At 32.5% G+C, this 23,065-nt stretch carries 11 protein-coding genes; 7 read left to right on the forward strand and 4 right to left on the reverse strand.

The genetic code is table 11. The features are described 5' to 3' along the window. Positions 1-403: 403 nt before the first annotated feature. Entirely contained in the window at positions 404-2,962 is a 2,559-nt protein-coding gene (mutS, locus tag A9G48_RS01125) for a DNA mismatch repair protein MutS (protein ID WP_065575676.1), read from the forward strand. 98 nt (positions 2,963-3,060) lie between these two features. On the opposite strand, the gene dld is transcribed toward mutS, so the two are convergent. After that, entirely contained in the window at positions 3,061-4,752 is a 1,692-nt protein-coding gene (dld, locus tag A9G48_RS01130; RefSeq protein ID WP_065575681.1) for a D-lactate dehydrogenase, read from the reverse strand. Positions 4,753-5,125: 373 nt separating this feature from the next. Here dld and A9G48_RS01135 point away from each other — a divergent pair, with 373 nt between their 5' ends. Next, positions 5,126-6,541, forward strand: coding sequence for a sodium:proton antiporter (locus tag A9G48_RS01135; RefSeq protein WP_034943293.1), 1,416 nt, complete (start codon positions 5,126-5,128; stop codon positions 6,539-6,541). 384 nt (positions 6,542-6,925) lie between these two features. Beyond that, on the forward strand, positions 6,926-10,399 hold the full coding sequence (locus A9G48_RS01140) for an autotransporter outer membrane beta-barrel domain-containing protein (RefSeq protein ID WP_065575677.1): 3,474 nt from the start codon (positions 6,926-6,928) through the stop codon (positions 10,397-10,399). A gap of 1,474 nt (positions 10,400-11,873) precedes the next feature. Here A9G48_RS01140 and A9G48_RS01145 read toward each other — a convergent pair. After that, a complete protein-coding gene (locus A9G48_RS01145) occupies positions 11,874-14,471 on the reverse strand; it encodes an autotransporter family protein (RefSeq protein ID WP_065575678.1) in 2,598 nt (865 codons plus the stop codon). Between the two features lie 786 nt (positions 14,472-15,257). On the opposite strand from A9G48_RS01145, the gene asd reads away from it, so the two are divergent. Together asd and mscM are read left to right on the forward strand one after the other, a co-directional pair. Then, the gene (gene asd / locus A9G48_RS01150) at positions 15,258-16,106 is read left to right on the forward strand and encodes an archaetidylserine decarboxylase (protein ID WP_051824987.1); all 849 of its coding nucleotides are present in this window, start codon (positions 15,258-15,260) and stop codon (positions 16,104-16,106) included. A 10-nt stretch (positions 16,107-16,116) separates the two neighbouring features. Then, the gene (gene mscM, locus A9G48_RS01155; RefSeq protein WP_176701984.1) at positions 16,117-18,723 is read left to right on the forward strand and encodes a miniconductance mechanosensitive channel MscM; all 2,607 of its coding nucleotides are present in this window, start codon (positions 16,117-16,119) and stop codon (positions 18,721-18,723) included. Here the strand turns inward: mscM and A9G48_RS01160 are convergent. Next, positions 18,720-19,250 carry a DedA family protein gene (locus A9G48_RS01160; RefSeq protein ID WP_034943296.1) on the reverse strand — a complete coding sequence of 177 codons (531 nt, stop codon included), beginning with the start codon at positions 19,248-19,250 and terminating at the stop codon, positions 18,720-18,722. The two genes, mscM and A9G48_RS01160, sit on opposite strands and share 4 nt — an antisense overlap. A gap of 192 nt (positions 19,251-19,442) precedes the next feature. Here A9G48_RS01160 and fdhD point away from each other — a divergent pair, with 192 nt between their 5' ends. Continuing rightward, on the forward strand, positions 19,443-20,249 hold the full coding sequence (gene fdhD / locus A9G48_RS01165) for a formate dehydrogenase accessory sulfurtransferase FdhD (RefSeq protein WP_034943298.1): 807 nt from the start codon (positions 19,443-19,445) through the stop codon (positions 20,247-20,249). A 776-nt stretch (positions 20,250-21,025) separates the two neighbouring features. Further along, on the forward strand, positions 21,026-21,931 hold the full coding sequence (locus tag A9G48_RS01170; protein ID WP_034943300.1) for an EamA family transporter: 906 nt from the start codon (positions 21,026-21,028) through the stop codon (positions 21,929-21,931). 128 nt (positions 21,932-22,059) lie between these two features. Here the strand turns inward: A9G48_RS01170 and dsdC are convergent, their stop codons facing one another. Then, a complete protein-coding gene (gene dsdC / locus A9G48_RS01175; RefSeq protein ID WP_034943302.1) occupies positions 22,060-22,995 on the reverse strand; it encodes a DNA-binding transcriptional regulator DsdC in 936 nt (311 codons plus the stop codon). Positions 22,996-23,065: the final 70 nt, after the last annotated feature.

Below are 23,065 nucleotides of genomic sequence, written 5' to 3' on the forward strand. Positions count from 1 at the left end.
CAAAATAAATTGTAGCAATTTAGGTTTAAAACGTTACTTTAATCGTAATATTATTATTTGTTACCGACATTTTTAGAACTTATTTCATAATAATGTAGATCTTTAACCTATTGTAATAAAAATATTAGAAGTTACAAAATTAGTTGGTATCGCTTTAATATGATCTTCATTACAAACAAAAAAATAAAAGTAGGCGCTAATTGTTATAAATGCTTTCAGTTAATTTCATACAACCCATTCCAATAATAGGTTATAATGAAATGAAATTATATTATTTTATATGGGTTAAATCGATTATATTTTTTGTTATACAACTGACTAATAATTTATAAAATATTGAGCTATTTTTAATACGGGATAGTAAAATTAATAGATTTTGAAATGCAAGTATAGAAATAATGCCATGACTAATGAATACAATTTAACCAACCACACCCCAATGATGCAACAATATCTAAAATTAAAAGCAGAAAATCCCGATATTTTGCTTTTTTATCGCATGGGTGATTTTTATGAGATGTTTTATGATGACGCCAAGCGTGCCTCGCAGCTTTTAGATATTTCTCTCACAAAGCGTGGCTCGTCAAATGGTGAACCAATTCCTATGGCAGGGGTGCCTTATCATGCAGTTGAAAGTTATTTAGCAAAGTTAATTGGACTAGGTGAATCGGTTGCTATTTGTGAACAGATTGGCGATCCAGCTACTAGTAAAGGACCAGTAGAACGAAAAATTGTCCGTATTGTAACGCCTGGTACGGTAAGTGATGAGCTATTATTAGAAGATCGCAAAGACAATTTACTGGCATCAATTTGGCAATATAAAAATTATTACGGCTATGCCACGCTCGATATTAGCTCCGGACGATTTTATATTTTCGAATGTGACAATTTCGAGGAAATTCAAGCCGAATTGCAACGTACAAGTCCTGTCGAATTATTATATCCAGAAGAATTTCAATCCATGCCATTAATTGAAAATAACTCTGGATTGCGCCGTCGCCCGCAATGGGACTTTGATCTTGAAACAGCAAAACAACAGCTTAATCTACAATTTGGCACTAATGATTTAATTGGATTTGGTGTGGAAGACTGTCATTATGCACTTTGTGCAGCTGGCTGTTTGTTACAATATGTTAAAGATACCCAGCGAACAGCTCTACCTCATATACGTTCAATTGTCAAACAGTCGGCTTATGATTTTGTCGTGTTAGATGCCGCAACACGTCGTAATCTAGAAATCACCGAAAACCTATCTGGTGGAACTCAAAATACTGTAGCGGAAATACTTGATAAAACTCAAACACCAATGGGTAGCCGTATGCTTAAACGTTGGTTGCATTCACCAATTCGTAATTTGACTATATTACAAAATCGACAACAAGCTATTGGCGAATTACAAAATTATATTGATGAAGTTAATCCATTATTAAAACAAATTGGTGATTTGGAACGTATTTTAGCAAGACTTGCATTACATACGGCTCGACCTCGTGATTTTGCTCGTTTACGTGATGCTTATAATTTATTACCACAATTACAAACACTATTAAGTGGTCTTACTTCACCTGCGTTAATTAATTTGCGTAAAAAAATAAATCAATTTGACCGTATAGCCGAAATATTAAATCAGGCTATTGTTGAAACACCGCCAGTAATTATTCGTGATGGTGGGGTTATTGCTAATGGATATAATGCAGAACTAGACGAACTACGAAGTTTAGCCGATGGTGCAACCAATTATTTAGAACAGTTAGAAATCCGAGAACGTGAAACACTTGGCATTGACACATTAAAAGTTGGATTTAATGCTGTGCATGGCTACTATATCCAAATCAGCCGTGGGCAAAGCCATTTGGCACCAATTCATTATACTCGTCGTCAAACACTGAAAAATGTTGAGCGATATATCATCCCCGAACTTAAAGAGTACGAAGATAAAGTGCTAACATCCAAAGGACGAGCATTAGCACTCGAAAAGCAACTTTACGAACAGCTATTTGATCTATTAATTCCAGATCTAGCCACTATGCAAATCAGTGCTGAGGCCATTGCCGAACTTGATGTGCTTACCAACCTAGCGGAACGATCATTAACACTTAACTATCAAAAACCAACACTATCAACCGACTCAGGAATAGAAATTAAAGATGGTCGACATGTGGTGATTGAACAAGTGCTACAAACACCGTTTATTGCAAACTCGCTCTCATTATTACCAAGCAGACGTATGTTAATTATTACAGGTCCAAACATGGGCGGTAAAAGTACTTATATGCGTCAAACTGCTTTAATTGTTTTACTATCTTATATTGGTAGCTTTGTCCCTGCATCAAAAGCAGTCATTGGACCTGTTGATCGCATTTTTACACGTATTGGTGCTTCTGATGATTTGGCATCTGGACGCTCCACTTTTATGGTCGAAATGACCGAAACGGCTAACATTATGCACAATGCAACTCAACAAAGTTTAGTATTAATGGATGAAATTGGTCGAGGAACTTCAACATATGATGGGCTTTCATTAGCTTGGGCTTGTGCTGAAAATTTAGCAAATGAAATCAAATCAATGACGCTTTTTGCCACTCATTACTTTGAATTAACCCAATTACCCGAACATATGCAAGGTGTTTATAATATCCACTTTGATGCCATTGAACACGATAATACCGTTGCTTTTATCCACGAAGTATCTGAAGGCGCAGCGAGTAAAAGTTTTGGTATTGCTGTTGCTGGACTTGCCGGTGTGCCTAAGACAGTATTAAAGCGAGCTAAACAAAAATTGAAAGAACTCGAGATTATTTCAAAACAAACGGCTAACAGTGGCGTTGCTCAATCTCAACTTTCTTTTATCAACGAACCTGAACCTTCGGAAGTTGAAGAAGCGTTAAAACAGATTGATCCTGATGCTCTAACACCAAAACAAGCATTAGAAATTTTATATCAATTAAAAAAGTTGGTGTGATCAAATAACTACTAATTGTTCTATTGTGATGTTATGCTGAAAAAACCGCTAGATGTGATTTCGAGCGGTTGGTTTTAAGCATCTAGAATTTAAAAAAATTAAGCCCAATTTTTCTTCTTAGATGTTTTACCGATGCCCGGATTAAGGCTGTTTGTAGGATCAAGCTCTTGATAGAATTTTTTCAAATCCTCATTGGCATGATACAAATGCCCCACATTGTGCTCGGCTGGATATTGCGCACCACGCTGATCAAGCAATGCTAAAATCTCTTCTTTAACTTTATCGCAATCCACCCCTTTTTTAGCTATATAATCTTGATGAAATACATAACAGAAAAAATGCCCATAATACATTTTATAAATAAATTTCTGATCAATATTATCTGGTAGCGTCTCAAACCAATCGGTATCATTGCGTCGTAATGCAATATCTAATGCAACAATGTTTTCCACTGTTTTACTATGTACATTGCGATATGCCGTTGCAGCACCTGCTGCTGCAAAACGGTGTAGCATTGCTGCTTCGGCTTCTTTTTCATCACATAAAAAGTAATTACCATTTTTATTTTGAAAATAATCTTTTAAAAAAGCCTCGGCTTCTGCAATCCCATCATCGGCCATTTTTAAAATAAGATGATGTTCATAACGATCACGATAATCACGCATTGATTTTGGTAAATGATTTGGCAAAAATTTGCAAGCAAAGATAGAAAACCGATCCGAAAAATTCTTTGGAAAAAATGGAATTTTAGCGGTAACACGATCAACAAAGTTCTTAAATACAAACATGCGTGGCATCATATCTGTACCTAACTTTTTAATGGCTAAAAAGGTCGGTTTCCCATAAACTGCGGCAATATCAAAAGCCACGCGATGTATATATTCGCCCGACACAGGCAAGGTTTTAAATTGGCTTAAAATGTGGCGACGAATACCATTTAATTCATTAATATCATTTGTACCAATATAAAATACGGCTGATTTTTTATCTAACGGAAATGTATCAAGGCGCACAGCAAATACCATTAATCTACCAGCACTACCTGATGCTTCATAATGACGAGCAGGATCAGCATTAAATCTAGCAGGCGTATCGGCATCTACTTCACGAACATGCTCACAATAATGGTGATCATGGCCTAAACCAGCATCATGTTTAATATCCTTATCAGTATAAGTATGATTTTGAAGATTCTGTAAAATTGTTTCTGGTTCATCACCCAATTCTATACCTAAATGATTAACTAAACGCAATTGCCCTTGCGCATCTAATTGAGCAAACACCGCCATTTGAGTATAAGCAGGCCCACGCTGAATCAGTGCTCCACCCGAATTATTACATACCCCACCCATCACAGAAGCGCCAATGCAAGATGAACCTATAACCGAATGTGGACCTCGATGATATTTTTTTAATTCCTTTTCTAGACGAAAAAGTGTACTACCCGGTAAGCAGACAACTTGTTCACCATTTTCTATCACTTTGATTCCATCCAAGCGACGAGTGCTAACAATAACAACAGGACGATCATAGTCATTACCATCAGGCGTTGAACCACCAGTTAAACCAGTATTTGCGGATTGTGTGATAACAATCACATCCGCTTCAACACATGCCTTTAACACCTGCCACTGTTCAACTAACGTTCCCGGCAAAACAACTGCCAATGCATCACCTTCACCAAAACGAATACCTTGACGATAAGGTAATGTACGAGAAAAATCTGTTAAAGTATGTTTTTTACCTACAATACTTTGTAACTTTTCAACAAACTTTTTTGTTGTATACATACTCATAGATATTTCCTTAAATCGCAAATGGATATTGACTCAATATTGCTTATGCTATAACCATTTTAACTTATTAGAAAGTAATTCCGTTATCTTTAATTTTTAAGAAAGAACTAATCGCTTCCATATAGCAATTAATTAAAACTTTTTAATAGTCGACATTTATTTGATAACAAATAGTTACTGTGTGAACTCATAACATGTTGAATATATAATAAAGGGTGGATAAATATAAAAAGCCTTTTATTGTTATAAATAACTGCATAATAATATTCATTAATTCATTATTAGGGTAATTTAAGAGATAAAAATCAGTACAAAGTTGTGATTATTTGCTATGATATTGTTAAATTAAAGAAAAATAATTAATCTAATGAAGCATTTTATTACTTTATCGCTAATACCAATATTGATATTCACACCATTTGATCTTTATGCTGATGATTTTAGCCAACATCATTTTTCATTAATTTGGTGCATTCCATTTGCTGGAACTTTAATTTCCATTGCTTTATTACCATTAATCACTCCGCGTATTTGGCATCATCATTATGGAAAAATCATTATTTTCTGGGTATTACTATTTATGATATCGGCTTTTTATTGTTTTGGATATCAAACCACGATAGAGATGATTACTCATGCAATATTAGCAGAATATATTCCTTTTATTTTATTACTAATGGCTTTGTTTACGGTTTCAGGTGGTATTTTCATTAAAAGTGAAATCATCAGTACACCAGAATTAAATGTTAGCTTGTTAGCAATCGGTACTTTATTAGCATCAATCATGGGGACAACAGGAGCAGCCATGGTAATGATACGCCCACTAATTAGAGCAAATCGTAATCGAAAACAAGCTGTTCATATTATTATCTTCTTTATCTTTTTAGTTGCTAATATAGGCGGAGGATTAACACCACTTGGTGATCCGCCATTGTTTATCGGATTTTTAAAAGGTATCGATTTTTTCTGGACTGTTAAAAATATGTTGTTACCCGTTTTGTTGAGTTCATTGTTATTGCTGACTATTTTTTATTTTATTGATCGCTACTATTTCCAATTACAATACAACAGTATTAAATTGATTACAATTATAAAAACAAATAAATCCATTAAGCTATATGGTATAAAAAATATCTTTTTATTAGCTATGATTATAACCATGGTTTTATTATCAGGACTTTGGCAAACCTCATTAGGGATAACTATTTTGGATACTCATCTTAGTTTATCTAGTCTTATAAGAGATATTTTTTTTATAATTATCACCATCACTTCTACATTCATTACTTCAAAATCAATTCGAGCTAGTAATGATTTTAATTGGGAACCAATTGTTGAAGTAGCTAAACTATTTCTCGGTATATTTATCACTATTGTACCAGTGCTTGCGATTTTAAGAGCAGGAAACAATGGTGCATTATCCTCACTTGTATCATTAGTCAATAACCAACAAGGTCAACCAATTAATAGTATGTATTTTTGGTTTTCAGGATTACTATCTAGTTTCTTAGACAATGCACCAACTTACCTGGTATTTTTTAACTTGGCATCGGGCAATGCGGTAACCTTGATGACTACACTTGAAAAAACCTTATTAGCCATATCAATAGGGTCAGTTTTTATGGGAGCACTTAGCTATATTGGCAATGCTCCAAACCTTATGGTTAAAAGTATTGCTATCCAAAATAAAATTAACATGCCTAGTTTTTTTGGCTACATGAAATGGTCCATTGGAATATTAACTCCAGTATTCGCAATCAACAACTTGTTATTTTTTTTATAACCAACAGTGGTATGAGTATCAGTGATACCACTTTTGGTATTACTTGCTTATGCAACCTAATAAAACTTTTATTTTGTAAACAACTCACCTATGCCTAAAAATTACACACTCAAACATAAAAATAATTTTTTTATATACATATAAAATAAATAACAATAGAATGGTCCATCTTTAACATATAAATAACAATTTAATCAATTTATATACATATATTACGTTTTATTATCATTTAATGGTAAAAATCTAATTAATATAAATGTCCTTTATATTAATTAAAACAATTACTATCGTTAATTAATAATAATCAAAAATAACTGAGAACTCTTTTTAAATAAGTTCAAATAAAGTTAGATACAGAAGTAATTTTTATCTATAGGTGAGGATATGAACAAAGTTTACAAAATAGTCTGGCATACATCTAAGCGACAATGGGTTGTTGTTTCAGAGCTAGCAAAAAAGGGAAAAACTAAAAGCATCAAACTGTTAGCAGTAACTGCACTAGCTACTCTTTCTGCTAATACAATGGCTAGCCCATGTACTGCAAGCGATCCAACTAAGATCAATATTAGCGGTAGTAGCTGTGAGCTTAACGAAGATAGTTACACAGGAACAGAAACTAAAGGTAAAGACAATAAAGTAATTTCCGTTGATAACGGAGGAAAAGTTACCTTTAAACCAACTAGTGGTAAGGTAACAATTACTAGCCAAAACCAAAATCATGCATTAGTGATTGGTACAGCAGAGCCTTACCCTGGACAATCTCCTGTGAACAATCGACCAAGTTCTGGTGGGGTAATTACTGTGGATGGCGATTTAAGCATTAATGTTAGCGCTAAAACTGTACCACCAGATGAGACAAAAAAACAATACCGACCAAGCGGTATCTTAATAGGCGATAATAGTGAATTAATTGTTAATGGAAAATTGAATATCAACCATTCAAATCATTGGGCTGATAAAAATGATCAAAACCAAGCAGAATATGAAACTGGGGCACCTATTGATGTATCTTTGGCTAATGCACATTCAGCAAAAATTATAGTAAAAGATGAAACAAATATAAAATCAGATGGTGATGGCATTCGAAATGGTTCAGAGCAAAATAATACCCAATTTGGTGGAGATTTTAATTTTAAAAAAAATGTAGAGATTGAAGCAAATTATGTAGGCTTAAAAAATAGTGCAGGTAATATAATTTTTGATGAAAACCTCAACATCTCTATAGAAAGAGGGAAAGCAATAGTCCAAACTTCTGGCTTGATCCATGTTAAAGGTGATCTTAACTTAAAATCATCAATATTAGAAGGAAGCCATAACTCCATGGATATTTATGGTGGCGAGATTAAAATTGATGGAACAACCAACATTGATTCACATGGTTCTGGAGATCAATGGTATGCTTCTGGTACATCATTATATGTTTCGGGTAATAGTAAGGTTACTTTTGGCTCAGAACTTAATGCAACTACACATGGTGAAGGTAAACCAGAGCATAAAAATGCTGGCATTGGTGACGTTATAAAAATACAAAATGAAGGAGAAGTTAGCTTAGCTACTAAAACGTTGCTTAATGCCGAAGGTACTGGTAATGGTATAAATATGAGTCAAAAATCTAAATTGAACCTTAACCAAGAAACAATTATCAACACTAAAGAAGGCGATGGTATTAACATTGACGGTGGCACCATAAGCAGTGATAAAGCTAACCTATTAGCTATCACAACTAATGGTAAAGGTAACGCAATTAACATGAGAGATGGCATAGTTAACTTAGCTGCTAATACCACCCTTACCACTAATGATACTGGTCATGGTATTAAAATATCAAACGGCACCTTAAACTTGAATAAACAAACTACTATTCATGCAAACGATGGTAATGGTATTCATGTTGAAGGCGGAAACATCATCGCTGCTGAAGATTCACAATTAGACATTATCGCATCAGAAGCTAAAGCCATATACCTATCTGATGGAACTCTGATGTTAAAAGATACTAATATTACTAAAAATAATGCTGGAACAGCAATTGAATTGGCGGGTGGTACTCTATCTAATCTAGGTAAACTTACCTTCGAAAAAGCCGATGATAAAGCAGCTTTACATAGTACAGTTCAATTAGGTCAAATCGCTACATTTAATAATAGTGGTAGCCTAGATATCAGTAAGGTGAATAATATCGAAGCTATTATCCAGCATGATGGCACCGGTACATTGCAAATAAACAATACTAAAAATGGGATATTGGCCTCAGATAGCGGCAATATCTTCACTAATACCTCTACAGGCACCATTGTAGCTAATAATGCAGGGATCTTGTCTGGTAAAATTGAAACCAGTGATGGTATCATTAATCTAAATAATACTGGTGTTTGGGAAACGACTGAACATTCTAAGCTGACAAACGTAACTAATTCAGGTACTATTCATTTCAAACACTTACCATCGCTAGTCCGTAATACTAGTGAATTTTTTACTATTGATATTACAGGCGATTATGTCGGTCAAAATGGTGTAGTGAAAATGCATACTGTATGGAATGCGCCTAGTGGCGAAAGCGAAGCCAACTCCGAATCAGATGTTTTAAACATTGCCGGTACAGCCAAAGGTATTACTACTATTATTCCAGTATCTAATGATGGTATAGAAAAAATCATCGATGGTGATGTACAAGAAGTTGAAAAACTAATCAATACTATTCCAGTAGTCAATGTTGCTAATAGTGGAGCAGAAGTTGCTTTTATTGGTACAGCTCAAACTACAGGTGCAACAGAAGTTCAGTTAGCTAAACGTACTGTAGATAACCATGATGAATATTTCTGGACAACACAAATAAAATCGGATACTGGAAATGTAGCCGCCATGAATGCAAAATCGAATATAGCCATTTATGCAGATGCAGTTGCTGGTTATACGCTTATGCCTAGCGTTAACTTTGAACAAGGATTTTCAAGTTTGGCAAATCTAAGAGAACGCCGTGGTGATATCTATTGCTTAAATTGTGCTACAGATAATAATCAAAACACTTGGGCGCGTATTTTCGGTAAGCATCAGAAACAAGATGGAAAAACACGTTTAAATCTGAATACAAATATTTATGGTTTACAAATAGGACATGATTTCTTAGTTACACCGACTGGTAATAATGGCCTTAGCTTGCTAGGTGGCTACATATCTTATACAAGAGCCAACACTGATTTTTCAGATAGATACCATGCTAGAAATGGTATCGTTATCGGCAACAAAAAAACTGGTAAAGGTGAGTCTGATAGTTTTAGCTTAGGTATAACAAATACTTATTACTCTGGCACTGGCACTTATATTGACCTAGTGGGGCAATTATCTTACCTACGTAACAAATATAATGCTCGAACAGGAAAAAACCCTTCTACTCAAGATGGTTGGGGAGTAGCGCTTTCGGCTGAAACAGGTCATTCAATTCCATTGAATGACACCAATTGGTCTATTGAACCACAAGCACAACTTATTTACCAAATGGTAAAACTTAATAAATTTACCGACAGGGTTCGTCACGTTGATCAGAATAATCAAGATACTTTACGTGGTCGTGTTAGTTTAATGCTCTCTTATAATGAACTAGATAAAGAAGGTCAAAATACATCAGTGTATGCAATTGGTAATATTTGGCACGATTTCCTCAACCCAGATGAAGTAAAAATTGGTCGTGACAAAATAAGCGAGAAATTTAACAAAACTTGGGGGGAAATTGGTTTAGGTTTAAATATACCTGTTACTAATCAAAGTGAGCTTTATAGTGATATTCGCTACGAACATAATTTTAGTGGCAGTAAACGCCAAAGCTTCCGAGGTAACATTGGTCTGAAAATAAACTGGTAATTAAAATGAATAAATTCTGCCATATACTATTAACTAGTATCTATTTGGCAGAAAATACGACCTTCAATTACTTTATAACCAATTGAAATAAATTAATATTCTTAATAAAGAACTTGCTGATTAGCAAGTTCTTTAATCTAATAAATATTATTCCCTGCGTCCTATTCAAAATAGAAACATGAGTACAACTTAGAAAGTTTACTAAAATTATAGAGCATATTGATAAAATATTACTTACTAATGAATAAAATAAAAAATGTAAATTGAATATTTTTTATCTATCATTAAATTTATAAAAAGCTATACAATACTCTAGCTCACTAAAATTTTACTAATAATATACTGTTAGCAATATTAAATAATTATTTAATCGATATAAATTTTAATCTTTTTTAAATGAATATTAAGCTATATCTAAGATCAACTATCAACTATCAACTATCAACTATCAACTATCAACTATCAATCAATGTAAAGAACTCCTCAAAAGTAGTGTTATCTATTTTTTAATGTTATTTAAATTAATTAGTCTTAATTTGTTGGTGTAGATGGCTGTTGATTTGAAATGATCTTAAAATATCCTAATTAAAGAATCTATTAGTGTTTTAACTAATTTATATGCTCTAATATTTTCTAAATTTATTGGCATAGCCAAATAAATTTAACTACTATTATTTAAAAATTAGTTATGATTATCCTGAAATTTTAATCTCAGAGATTTAGTAATTATTAAGAATAGTCAGTTTAATTCTGCATATTAGTTTATCTAATCTTATATGAAACAAAGTACTATAATATTATTACTTTTGTGTTAATTATCCAAAATCAATTAGAATAGAGAATGAGCTTGCATACCGATTATCATAGTTACTGTAATATTTATAAATCTATTTATTATCAGCGTGGTTATACTTGCTATTTTATCAGTAGACAGCGATGATAATGTCATACCATTAAAAGACAATAGGCACAATAAACCAATTATTGGCATTAATTTACTGGATCATTTTTCAAGTTTTTGGATAATTCGCTAACTTAGCTTATATTTTCTAATTTATCGTAAGACAAAATAAAATCTTTAATGTACAAATTTGAAAAAACTTATTGGTTATATCAGTAATGCACCTAACTTTAGGATCAAAGGCATTGTCACACAAAACAACATTAACATGCTAAGTTTGTTTTGTTGCATACAATGTTTATAACTATATTAATGCCATGTTTATTATTAATAATTAAGTATTTTTATACTATTTTAAATAATGTACTCTAATAAAAACAATCTTACAGTTATTTACTATAAGTTTATGTACTTATTGGTTAAGCATATTCGGATTTTATATGAAAAATTTCAAGATTAACTTAATGACTTTTTGACTGATTTATCGTTCATTCAAAATAAAACCACAAGATTTGTACACATTTTATTTATAAATGAGTGCAAATCTTGTGGTAAATATGCCAATTTAAATAATTACCAATTTATCATCACACCAAAGTTACCTGAGAAACTTTGACGCTTAGCACTACTAAAGCTATGTTCATAGCGGATATCACCATATAAACTTGTGTTTTGAGCTATAGATAATTGCGTTCCAATACCAAATTCCCCCCAAGTTTTATTAAATTTTTCGCTTATTTTGTCATGACCAATATTAGTCTCGCCAGAACTCATAAAGTCATGCCATAGATTCCCAATTACATAAAAAGATTTATGTTGAGCCACTACACTAGTATCATTATAGGACAACATTACACCAAGGCGGCCACGCAAACCATCTTGACCATTTTGATCTATATGGCGAACACCATCATTAACTCTATTTAATTTGAGATATTGGTAAATCAACTGTGCTTGAGGTTCAATTGACCAATTAGCACCGTACAAATCAAAAGATTGTCCAACTTCCGCAGAAATTGCGGTTCCCCAACCACGTTGACTATCAGAATTATTACCATTTCGTGCATGATATTTGTTGTTCAAATAAGAGAGCTGACCAACTAAATCAATATAGCTACCACTATTTGTATAAAAAGTGCCAGTTATACCTAAGCCAAAGCTTTCAGATTTACCATCACCTGTTTTTTTATCTCGAATGATAATGCCATTTTTAGCATGATATTTATCTGAGAAATCTGTATTTGCTTTACTATATGATAGATAAGCACCAAGTAAAAAAAGGTCATTATTACTGGTTTTATTTGCTAAAAAATCATGCCCAATTTGTAAACCATAAATATTTGTGTCGAGATTCAACCGTTCTTTTCCATCTTGTTTATGGTGTTTACCAAAGAAACGTCCCCATGTATGGCTATCATCATCTGAGCTACAATCATAACAAGAAAAACTTCCACGGCGTTCCCTTAAAGTCGCAATACTTGAATATCCTTGCTCTAAATTAATACGAGGCATTAAAGTATAGCCAGAAACGGATTCTGCATAAATAAGTGTTCCAGATTTAGAATTTAAGTATGGATTAGAGCCAATATGAAGCCAATTATAATCAAATTGAGGAGTCATACCTGAGCTTATCCCCCCATTTGCACTTGGATCTTCAACAGCCATAACCCAGAAATATTCATCTCCAGTAGTTGTTATACGCTTTGCTAACTGAACTTCAATAGCACCAGTAGTTTTGGCTGTACCTTCAAATGCTGTGTCATTACTACTATTCGCTACATAGACAACAGGAATAGTATTAATCACTTTTCCGATATATTTAACATCACCATCTATTATATTTTCTTTACCATTTTCTGATACTGGAATAATTTTGGTGTTTCCTGTTGCTGAGCCAGCAATTTTTAGTGTATCTGATAAAGAATTATCTCCATTTTCATTACCTGGTGCATTCCATACTGTATGCATTTTCACAACACCACTTTTACCTACATAATCGCCTTTAACATTAATTGTATAAAATTCATTTGGTGAATTATGCAAGAATTCAATAGTACCAGCATTAATGACATTATTTAAGTTGGATTGACCATTACTATGCCATACACCAGTATTATCAAGATCGATAATACCACTATTTGCATCCATTTTCCCTAAAAGTTTTCCTTTGTTATTAACTTGGATAGTACCATTTGATGTATTGCTAAATAGCAAACCTTTTTCGAAAGAAAGATCACCAGATTTACCATTATTAACAATTAATGTACCTGCTGATTGATGACTAAACATACTTTCAACATTAGCTGAATCTGATTTTATTGTGCCATTATTGTTAAATATTGTGCTATCCCCTTGAGAAACTGCAGACACAATCATAGAATCGTTAGTTAAAGAATCAATAGTTAAAACACCATTATTTGTTAATGTCCCTCGATCTAATTTAATAGCCATCCCTTTTGTTATAATCTGCGTATTTTTATTTAATGTCAAAATACCATCACTTGATCTACCATTATGGATTCCAATACCAGAGGTTTGATCATTTTCTATGATAAGATCACCATTAAATGTAAGGTTCCCACCATTACGTATAGCATCTGCTCCTTTTGTGGTTAGTTTGGTTGTCCCATTAATAATAGCGTTATTGGTGTTTTCTACGATGTCAATAGTTGCACCATTAGCAGAATTTTTACTTATTGATAAATCCCCTTTAATAAGTAAATTGCCGCCATCCCCCATATAAATACCACGAGAAGTTTTGACTCCTGCCTCAATTTGTAAGCTGCCTTCAAATATAGCTGAACCGCCAGGAATGTTATTACCACCATTACCACCACCTATTGCCAAAGAATGCGTACCATTTACTGCAGTATTATACATCTCAACTTTATTAGCTTTAAATGTTGCTACGGTGCCTTCACCTTCTATACGAGCAATATTACTACCTTTATATACATCATTAGAAAACGTACAATTAGATCCATTATTTGCAAAAACTCCCCTAATATTATTATCGGATGAACAGTCAGCATAAGAAAAACAGGAAGTTCCCATTAACGCGGCTATAGCTAATATTTTTTTAACTTTTAATTTTTTATGATGTGATATTTCAGAAGTAATGCTACATCGCTGCGATGTTAAACTAGATATAACTTTATATTTTTTTTCCATTTTATTTATAAATCTCTTATAACTTAAAAAATTATTAGGTAAAACATAATATCCTTAATTATTTTTATCCCGCTTTTGTAGATTTAGGACTCTAATTTATTAAACATTTTTTCTGTATCGGTGCTTTATAACCCATTAACAGTTAATTTTTGTTTATTTCCTTTCATTCTAAATCATTTAATTTGCCTACTTTACATAACTCCTTTATTTGCTGTTCAGGCAATTTATTAAGTATTAATAATTGTTAGTTTTATTGTTCTCCTTACTGTTATACTTTTTATAGTTTTATTGGTTTGCATTTAATAACAAACTTTAAAAATTGTAAACAGTTGTAATTTTTATGGATGCTTTAATTAAAATAATAAAAACTAATTTTATACACTTAAATATGCCAGCATAAAAAAACAAAGATTTCAGTTTAAGCTCATCTAGAATGTTCGTGAAACCCAGCTAAGAGTTGATTTAGCAAGTAAAATTAAAACCCCACCGCAGATCAAATTTTCATCAATAATTTCTGAATGTTATAGTTCAAAAAATACAATTTAATAAGCATTTTTAACAAATTAGATTTTATCTATTTCAATAATAAATTATTCAATATAATATTTTTTCCTTGTCATAATATTAAAAAATGTTCTATTAACAGATTATTCATCTTCTATAATTATTGTTCATGTTCCTCACTCAACACCAATAACTTACTCATCATGTTAAGATTAACTTTAATGCAATCATTGTAAATATTGCTATAATGATGCAATTTTTATCATAATTAGAGAGCAATCTATGTTAAATCAGCTAAAAACAATTATTCAGTATCTTCTCCCTAAACAGCTATTAACTGTCATATTCGGTTGGTTAGCTAAAAAACAGCTAGGAAAGGTTACAACATGGATGATCATAGGTTTTTGTAAACTGTATAAAGTAGATTTAAGCGAAGCAAAACTTACTAATGCAACAGATTACAAGACTTTTAATGATTTTTTCTCCCGAGAATTAAAAGAAGAAGCAAGACCAGTTAATACAGCAAATAATACAATAGTTATGCCTGCAGACGGGGTGATTAGCCAATTTGGCTTAATTCAAGATAATCAGTTATTACAGGCAAAAGGGCATTTCTACTCATTAGAATCACTACTTGCTTGTCATCCTGAAATGATTAAATTTTTCAAAAATGGGACCTATGTAACAACCTATTTATCACCTAAAGATTATCATCGTTTTCATATGCCATGCGATGGAATTTTACGTGAAATGATTTATATTCCTGGTTCACTTTTTTCGGTTAATAAAGCAACAACAGAAAATATTCCCAATATTTTTGCTCGTAACGAACGTGTAATTTGTTTGTTTGAAACTGAGCTTGGCCCTATGGCGCAAATTTTAGTGGGTGCAACAATAGTTGGTAGCATTGAAGTACAATGGGAAGGCATAATTACACCGCCTCGAGAAGGTATTATGAAATGTTGGAATTATAAGGATGAAGTAAAACTCGTCAAAGGGCAAGATATGGGTAGTTTTAAATTGGGCTCAACGGTGATAACATTATTTGCTTCAAACTCAATTGAATTTTCTAAAAATATTAAAATCGGTGATATTACTCGAGTTGGACAGATATTAGCCGAAAGGATTTAACCTTATGTGGATGCGTGGTATTTTAAGTTTTGTACTGATGATTTGTTCTTCAGTAATTTTTGCAGAGTCAATAACCATTAATAATGAACAGGAATTATCTCTACTTATTAGCCAGTTAAGTAATAAAAATGATGAGCTTCGGCAATACATGGACTCTCAAAAATCACATTTGACTAGCATTATTAATGAACAAAATAATATTACCACGCAAATTTCACACGCTCAAAATACACTGGCAACACTAGATGAACAAGGAGAATGGTTGAGTTTTTCAACTGCTCTTGGCGAAACATTACGCCAACAACTTTTACATCTACCAGAAAAACCAAAATCGCATGAGCTTGATGCCGAAATTGCTGAAGAAAAAGCACAACAGCTTAACTACACAAATAATTTAGCGGCATTAGACAACTATCCTTCCTTAAATAAGTCTCCTTTTAATAATACAAAAGAAGCAGCTCAATACCGACGTTTACTACGTGAACAAACAGAGCTGCTTAAAACGTTAATTTCAGGAACAGATACAACAATTCTTGAACTTGCAAAATTAAAAATAGCGAATAAACAATTAACTAATGTAATTGACGAAATTAATGACGCCACTCATCGCTACTTCTTCTGGGTTGCCAATGTCAATCCTATTTCATTAAACTTTCCTCTAAATCTAGCTAAAGATGTGGTTTATGTTATCTTTTCAATCGACACATTATCACAACTATATAATGCAAGCTTAGAAGCACTTAGTTCACCAAAACCATTGTTTCTACTTATATTATCGATGTTTTTCGTTTTTGCCCATTTAAAAATGCGTATCAAGTACAACACATTTTTAAATAAATCAGCAATACGAGTAGGTAAAGTAACACAAGATAGCTATTCATTAACCTTAAAAGTCGTTATTTTCTCATTAATAATGGCATTGCCTATACCTATATTATGGGCAGTTTTTGGTTATACTTTACAAATTAATTGGGATTACCCAGTTGCTGTCGCATTAGGCTATGGGGTTAATGCAGCCGCACCGATTTTATGGGTTTTTATTATAACTTCGCATTTTGCGGCCCCAAATGGCTTATTTATCACTCATTTTGGTTGGTTGGCAAAAAATGTTCGTGCTGCAATGAAATACTATCAACTTTCAGTATGGCTAGTGATCCCACTTGTTATGATCGTAATGAGTTTTGATCAGTTTAGTAATCGGCAATTTGCCGCAACAATTGGGCGTTCTGCTTTTATTCTGCTTTGCTTTGCATTAGTATTTATGACCAATTCTATTCACCGTGCTGGAGTACCTTTATTTATTGACAAAAAAGGAACCGGGGATAATCTTTTAAGCCATATTTTATGGTTTATTTTACTAAGTGCACCGTGGTTGGCCATTATTGCTGCATGCTTAGGCTATTTATCCACAGCTCAAGTATTATTAGGACGTCTTGAAGCATCTGTGATCATTTGGTTCGGCTTATTAGTTATCTATTTTATGGTTCGTCGCTGGATGTGGATCCAAAAACGTCGTATTGAATTTGAACGAACAAAGCAACGCCGTCTGGAACGTATGCAACGAGCAAAAATTCAAGAAGACGATAATTCAACCAATGAAAATCTCGATGAACCAGTCATAGATTTAGATGCTATTAGTGCCCAATCTCTACATTTAGTGCGATCCATAATTATGTTAATTGCATTAATTAGTATGATTTTACTCTGGTCAGAATTACATTCAGCCTTTGCTTTTATGAATAATATTAAACTTTGGGGAACCAGTACTATCGTCAACGGTGCCGAAATAGAACAGTATATTACTCTTGGTGCGGTGTGCATTGCGATTTTAGTAATGACTATTACTATTCAGTTAGTTAAAAATTTACCTGCTTTATTAGAGCTAGGCATTTTACAACACTTAGATTTAGCACCAGGTACTGGCTATGCAATTTCTACAATATCCAAATATATTATTTTAATGATCGGATCAATGATTGCATTTTCATTTATAGGTATAGATTGGTCAAAAATTCAATGGTTAATTGCTGCATTAGGTGTTGGTCTAGGATTTGGTTTGCAAGAAATTTTTGCAAATTTTATTTCTGGATTGATTATTTTATTTGAAAAACCTGTCCGTATTGGCGATACTGTGACGATTCGTGAGCTTACGGGAAGTATTGCGAAAATCAATACACGAGCAATCACTATTGTTGATTGGGATCGTAAAGAAATTGTAATGCCGAATAAAGCCTTTATTACTGAGCAATTAGTTAATTGGTCTTTATCTGATTCTATTACACGTATTGTACTAACCATTCCAGCAACAATTGATGCAGATAGTGATCTGGTTATTAAATTATTACAACAAGCTTCTAATGAATGTGAATATGTGCTTAGTGATCCGGAACCTCAAGTGTTTTTAGTCGATATTCAAGAAGGCATCCAGTTATTTGAATTACGCGTCTTTGCCGCTGAAATGGATCATAGAATGCTTTTACGTAGTGCAATTCATAAGTTAATACTTGAAGCATATCGCAAGAACAATTTAACTTTACCATTCCCACCTTTACAAACTAATTTAGAAGCGCTTGGGCGTAAAAGTGGGCGTCGTAGTTATAATGTAGGAACAATTTAACCGAAAAGAGTTTCTAAGAAAGGAACCCCAAATGCGCCTGGAGCTAATAATACAAATGCCCAAATAGGAGCTGAAACAACATTAGCTACATTAAACTTGATTGCTGGCATATGCATTGTGCCAGCAACCAAAGGAACAATTGCACGCAAAGGTCCAAAAAAACGGCCAATAAATACGCCAAATATTCCGTAACGCATAAAAAACTGCTCTGCACGATAAATCAATTTTGGGTGTTTATTCAAAGGCCAAGAAGAAATAACCTGTTGATGATAGTATTTTCCTAACCAATAAGAAACAAAATCACCAATAGCAGCACCCAACGAAGCTGCTATTAAAACAGGTACAAATGAAATAGCTCCAGAACCAATCAAAGCGCCTGAACCAAGTAAAATGGCGGTAGCAGGAAGTAATAATGAAATAATGGCAAGCGACTCACCAAATGCTAACAAAAAAATAATTGGCAAAGCCCATACCTGATGATTTTCAATAAATTGTATAATTGCATTGGTAATTTCATGTAATGACATAATATATATTGATAATAATATAATTGATTATTACTGATTATTTTAACATAATAATCGACATATTGGTCAACACGAACAAACTATCGTCAGAACCTTACAAAATATAAATAACGAATACTAATCATAGTTTATTAACATTCGTAGCTCTGAACTAACCTATTAAATCAACAAAATAAATCATAAGAGAAAACCATGACCATTGGTATTAAAAAGATTTCAGTCAAAAAATTTAAAGATAGGGATTTTTTCAATTCGCAGGAAGATATTATCGCTATCGAAAAACCAGTAGCATTAATTTATAACGGCATATCACATGTAGTTATGATGGCGACACCGAAAGATCTCAACTATTTTGCTATAGGTTTTTCACTAACGGAAAAAATTATCCAAAACGTGAATGAAATTTATAGTATTGATATTATGGATACTTCAAAAGGGATTGAGGTCCATATTGAACTATCATCAAGGCGATTTAGCGAACTTAAACAAAAACGTAGAAATCTTACGGGAAGAACAGGCTGCGGAATATGTGGTTCGGAACAAATTGATCAGGTTTGCCAAATTTTGCCCAGTATTCCAATAAATGACCACATTGTTCTTTCTGATTTTAATCATAGTTTATCTCATCTTAGGAAAGTACAGCTAGTAGGAAATAAAACTGGCTGCACACACGCCGCAGTATGGCTTGATTTAAAAGGTAACTTCCTTGCAGGATTTGAAGATGTAGGTAGGCACGTTGCATTAGATAAGTTATTGGGGTTTAGAGCCATTAAATTACAAAAGAATTTGGAATATCAACATGGAGTTGTGCTTGTTTCTAGTAGAGCTAGCTATGAAATGGTGCAGAAGACAGCCAGTTGTGGTATCGAAATTATACTGGCTGTTTCGGCGGCAACATCAATGGCTGTTGATATGGCTAAACAAACAAATATAACGTTAATTGGATTTTTTAGAGGAGATAAAGGCGTTATTTATACAGGAACTGATCGTATTAATTAATTAATTAATTGATTACTTATTGTTATTTTATTTTGTATTTTGAGGAATATGACGCAATCTTTAGCATTCATACAAATTATCGCTTTATCAAATTCTATACACTATCACTGTTTGGATAAACACAAATTCAATACTATAACAGTTTTATCAAAGGATAGAGTATTTGGCACAACAATTGTTATTGTGGTGATGTGGATAAAAAGCTAATTAAGCTAGAACTACTTTATGTCATTTGTACGACACTTCTTATATTAGACGTTTACAATTTAACGCTAATTCATATTAATTTTAATAAAAATCAAAAATAATCTTAGCTTTCTCGTTTAGATTTAGAGAGATAGATTTCCATAATATCTTTGGATTGATTTTTGTAAAAAAAAAGAGCAACTATTCAAACAAATACACAAGACCTATTTATGTCTATGATCAATGTTTTAGTGCTTATTTAATTTCAATTATAAATGCTCTATAGGTTAATATACACACAAAGAGAAGACAGGAATTATCAACCCACATGGTTAATTCTTTAAATTACACACTAGTATTAATTATTAATTCTTATTAATCATTTAACTATATCCGTAATAAATTATATTTTATAATGGAATAATTTATTATATACAATATAATGCATTATAAGATAATTCCTTTCATTTTGTTCTGATTAATTTATAATTTTCCACAAAAATACTCACAGAATTATACCTGTGATTTCTTACTATCTTGTATATTGATTATTATCAATAAAGTAATTTTTTAAATTTTGAGATTTAAATATGAAAGAAAAATTTTTAGGTAGCTTTTTAGTATTTTTAGGTGCTTGCAGTTTTGGCGTACTATCTTCGATTGTAAAAACTGCTTATAAGGCAGGCTATTCCCTTGGTGAGGTCACAGGCATCCAATGTTTTTTAGGTATGATTATTTTATGGAGCATTCACTTATTTGTTAAAAAAATTAGTAAAACAAAAATAGATCAATCGACAAAAAAACCGCTCACTAAAAAATGGAAAGTTTGTAGTGTTGGGATATTTCCTGGATTGGTAGGAATATGCTATTATCAATGCGTGCAGTTAGTACCTGCGTCGATTGCAATTGTTTTATTGATGCAATATTTATGGCTCAGCGTCATTATCGATTTCGTTGTTTTTAAAAATAAACCAACAATAATTCAACTTTTCACTATCTCTATGATTATCATAGGTAGTTGCTTATCTACAGGAATTTTTAATCAAGATATTCATTTAAACTTAACAGGCTGTTTCTTCGGTTTTTTAGCTGCACTAATGTACTCGTTATTTATTATAACGAGTAGCAATATCGGAAACGATTTACCAAAACTAGAAAAAAGTGCCTTAATGATAACCGGTGCATGTATCATAACCTTTTTAATTTTTCCACCATTATTTTTCTTTAAATTGCCTATTGATGACCAACTCTATCAACTCGGATTTTTACTCTCATTGCTTGGTACCGTTTTACCTCCATTTTTATTTTCAGTAGGGATGCCGAAAATCGGGATTTCGTTAAGCGCCATATTATCCACAGCAGAATTGCCTATAGCAGTAACATGTTCTTATTTTTATTTAAAAGAGCCAGTGCTATTTAATGAATGGGTAGGTGTTATAATAATCATGTTAGCAATTACCCTATCAAACCTAAAGCATTTAAAAAAATCCACATGATTAACTTTAGCGATTTCTGGTGCGGCTATTGCCGCACTATTAAAAAAATATCTTAACCTAATAGTCATACAACAAAAGCTCTCTATCCATTTCCAGGAAAAAATATACTTATTTAGTTATACGATAAATTAGACATATTTTTTTAGCCATTTAACAAAAATATCTGCTTTTGGATTATATTTTGCTTGTGGCCTTAATACATAATAGTGCTGCTTACATTCTTTCTCCATTTCAGGAAAAGGAGTTATAAGATCGCCATTTTCAAGATATTTATCAATTAATTGTTTTCGTCCCATAGCTACTCCAACATTATATATCGCAGCTTCACTAGCTAAATCACTTCTATCAAATGTCATTTTAGCAATATTATTAAAATCAAAAGATAATGAAAAATTATTTGCCCAAGTTATCCACTCATCAAAACTTGAATCATATCCCCAAGCCTGGCTATCATGCAATAAAGTACAGTTTTTTAAATTATTAGGATTGCGATATAAATTATGTTTTTCAGCATAATATGGGCTACAAACAGGAGTAATTGTTTCATTCATTAGGTAATCGTAAATTAGTTCATCATGCTTATGATCGTCATAGTAAATAGCTAAATCAATGCGATATCGATTAAAATTTATAATTTCATTGCCTGACAAAATATTGAGTGTTATATAAGGATATTGTCGATTGAACTGCGATAATTTAGGCACTAACCAACTCTGAGTTAAGGAAGGCCGCGCATAAATTGTTAGTGTACCAGAGATTTCTTGATTGGTTATTTCTAGGATTTCCTGATTTAATTGTTTAAGCAATTTTTTTACAACATCAAATAAATTTTTGCCATCAAAAGTAAGCTCTATCCTTCGATGAAACCGTTTAAATAATTTGAAACCAAGTTCTTCTTCTAACTTAATAATCTGATGACTAACTGCACTTGGACTAATACAAAGTTCTTCAGCAGTTAATGCAAAAGACAAATGGCGAGCAGCAGACTCAAAAGTATATAGTTTAGCTAATTGATAACGATTAATTACACGATTTTTAGCCAAATAACTTTCTTCATCATACATCAGTAATTCCTCCTGCGTTTCATTTTACGACTTCAACAGTACTACTAACGGCAATTTACATTTCTAAACA

The sequence above is a fragment of the Gilliamella sp. wkB18 genome (assembly GCF_001690875.1).
GTDB lineage: Bacteria > Pseudomonadota > Gammaproteobacteria > Enterobacterales > Orbaceae > Gilliamella > Gilliamella apicola_A.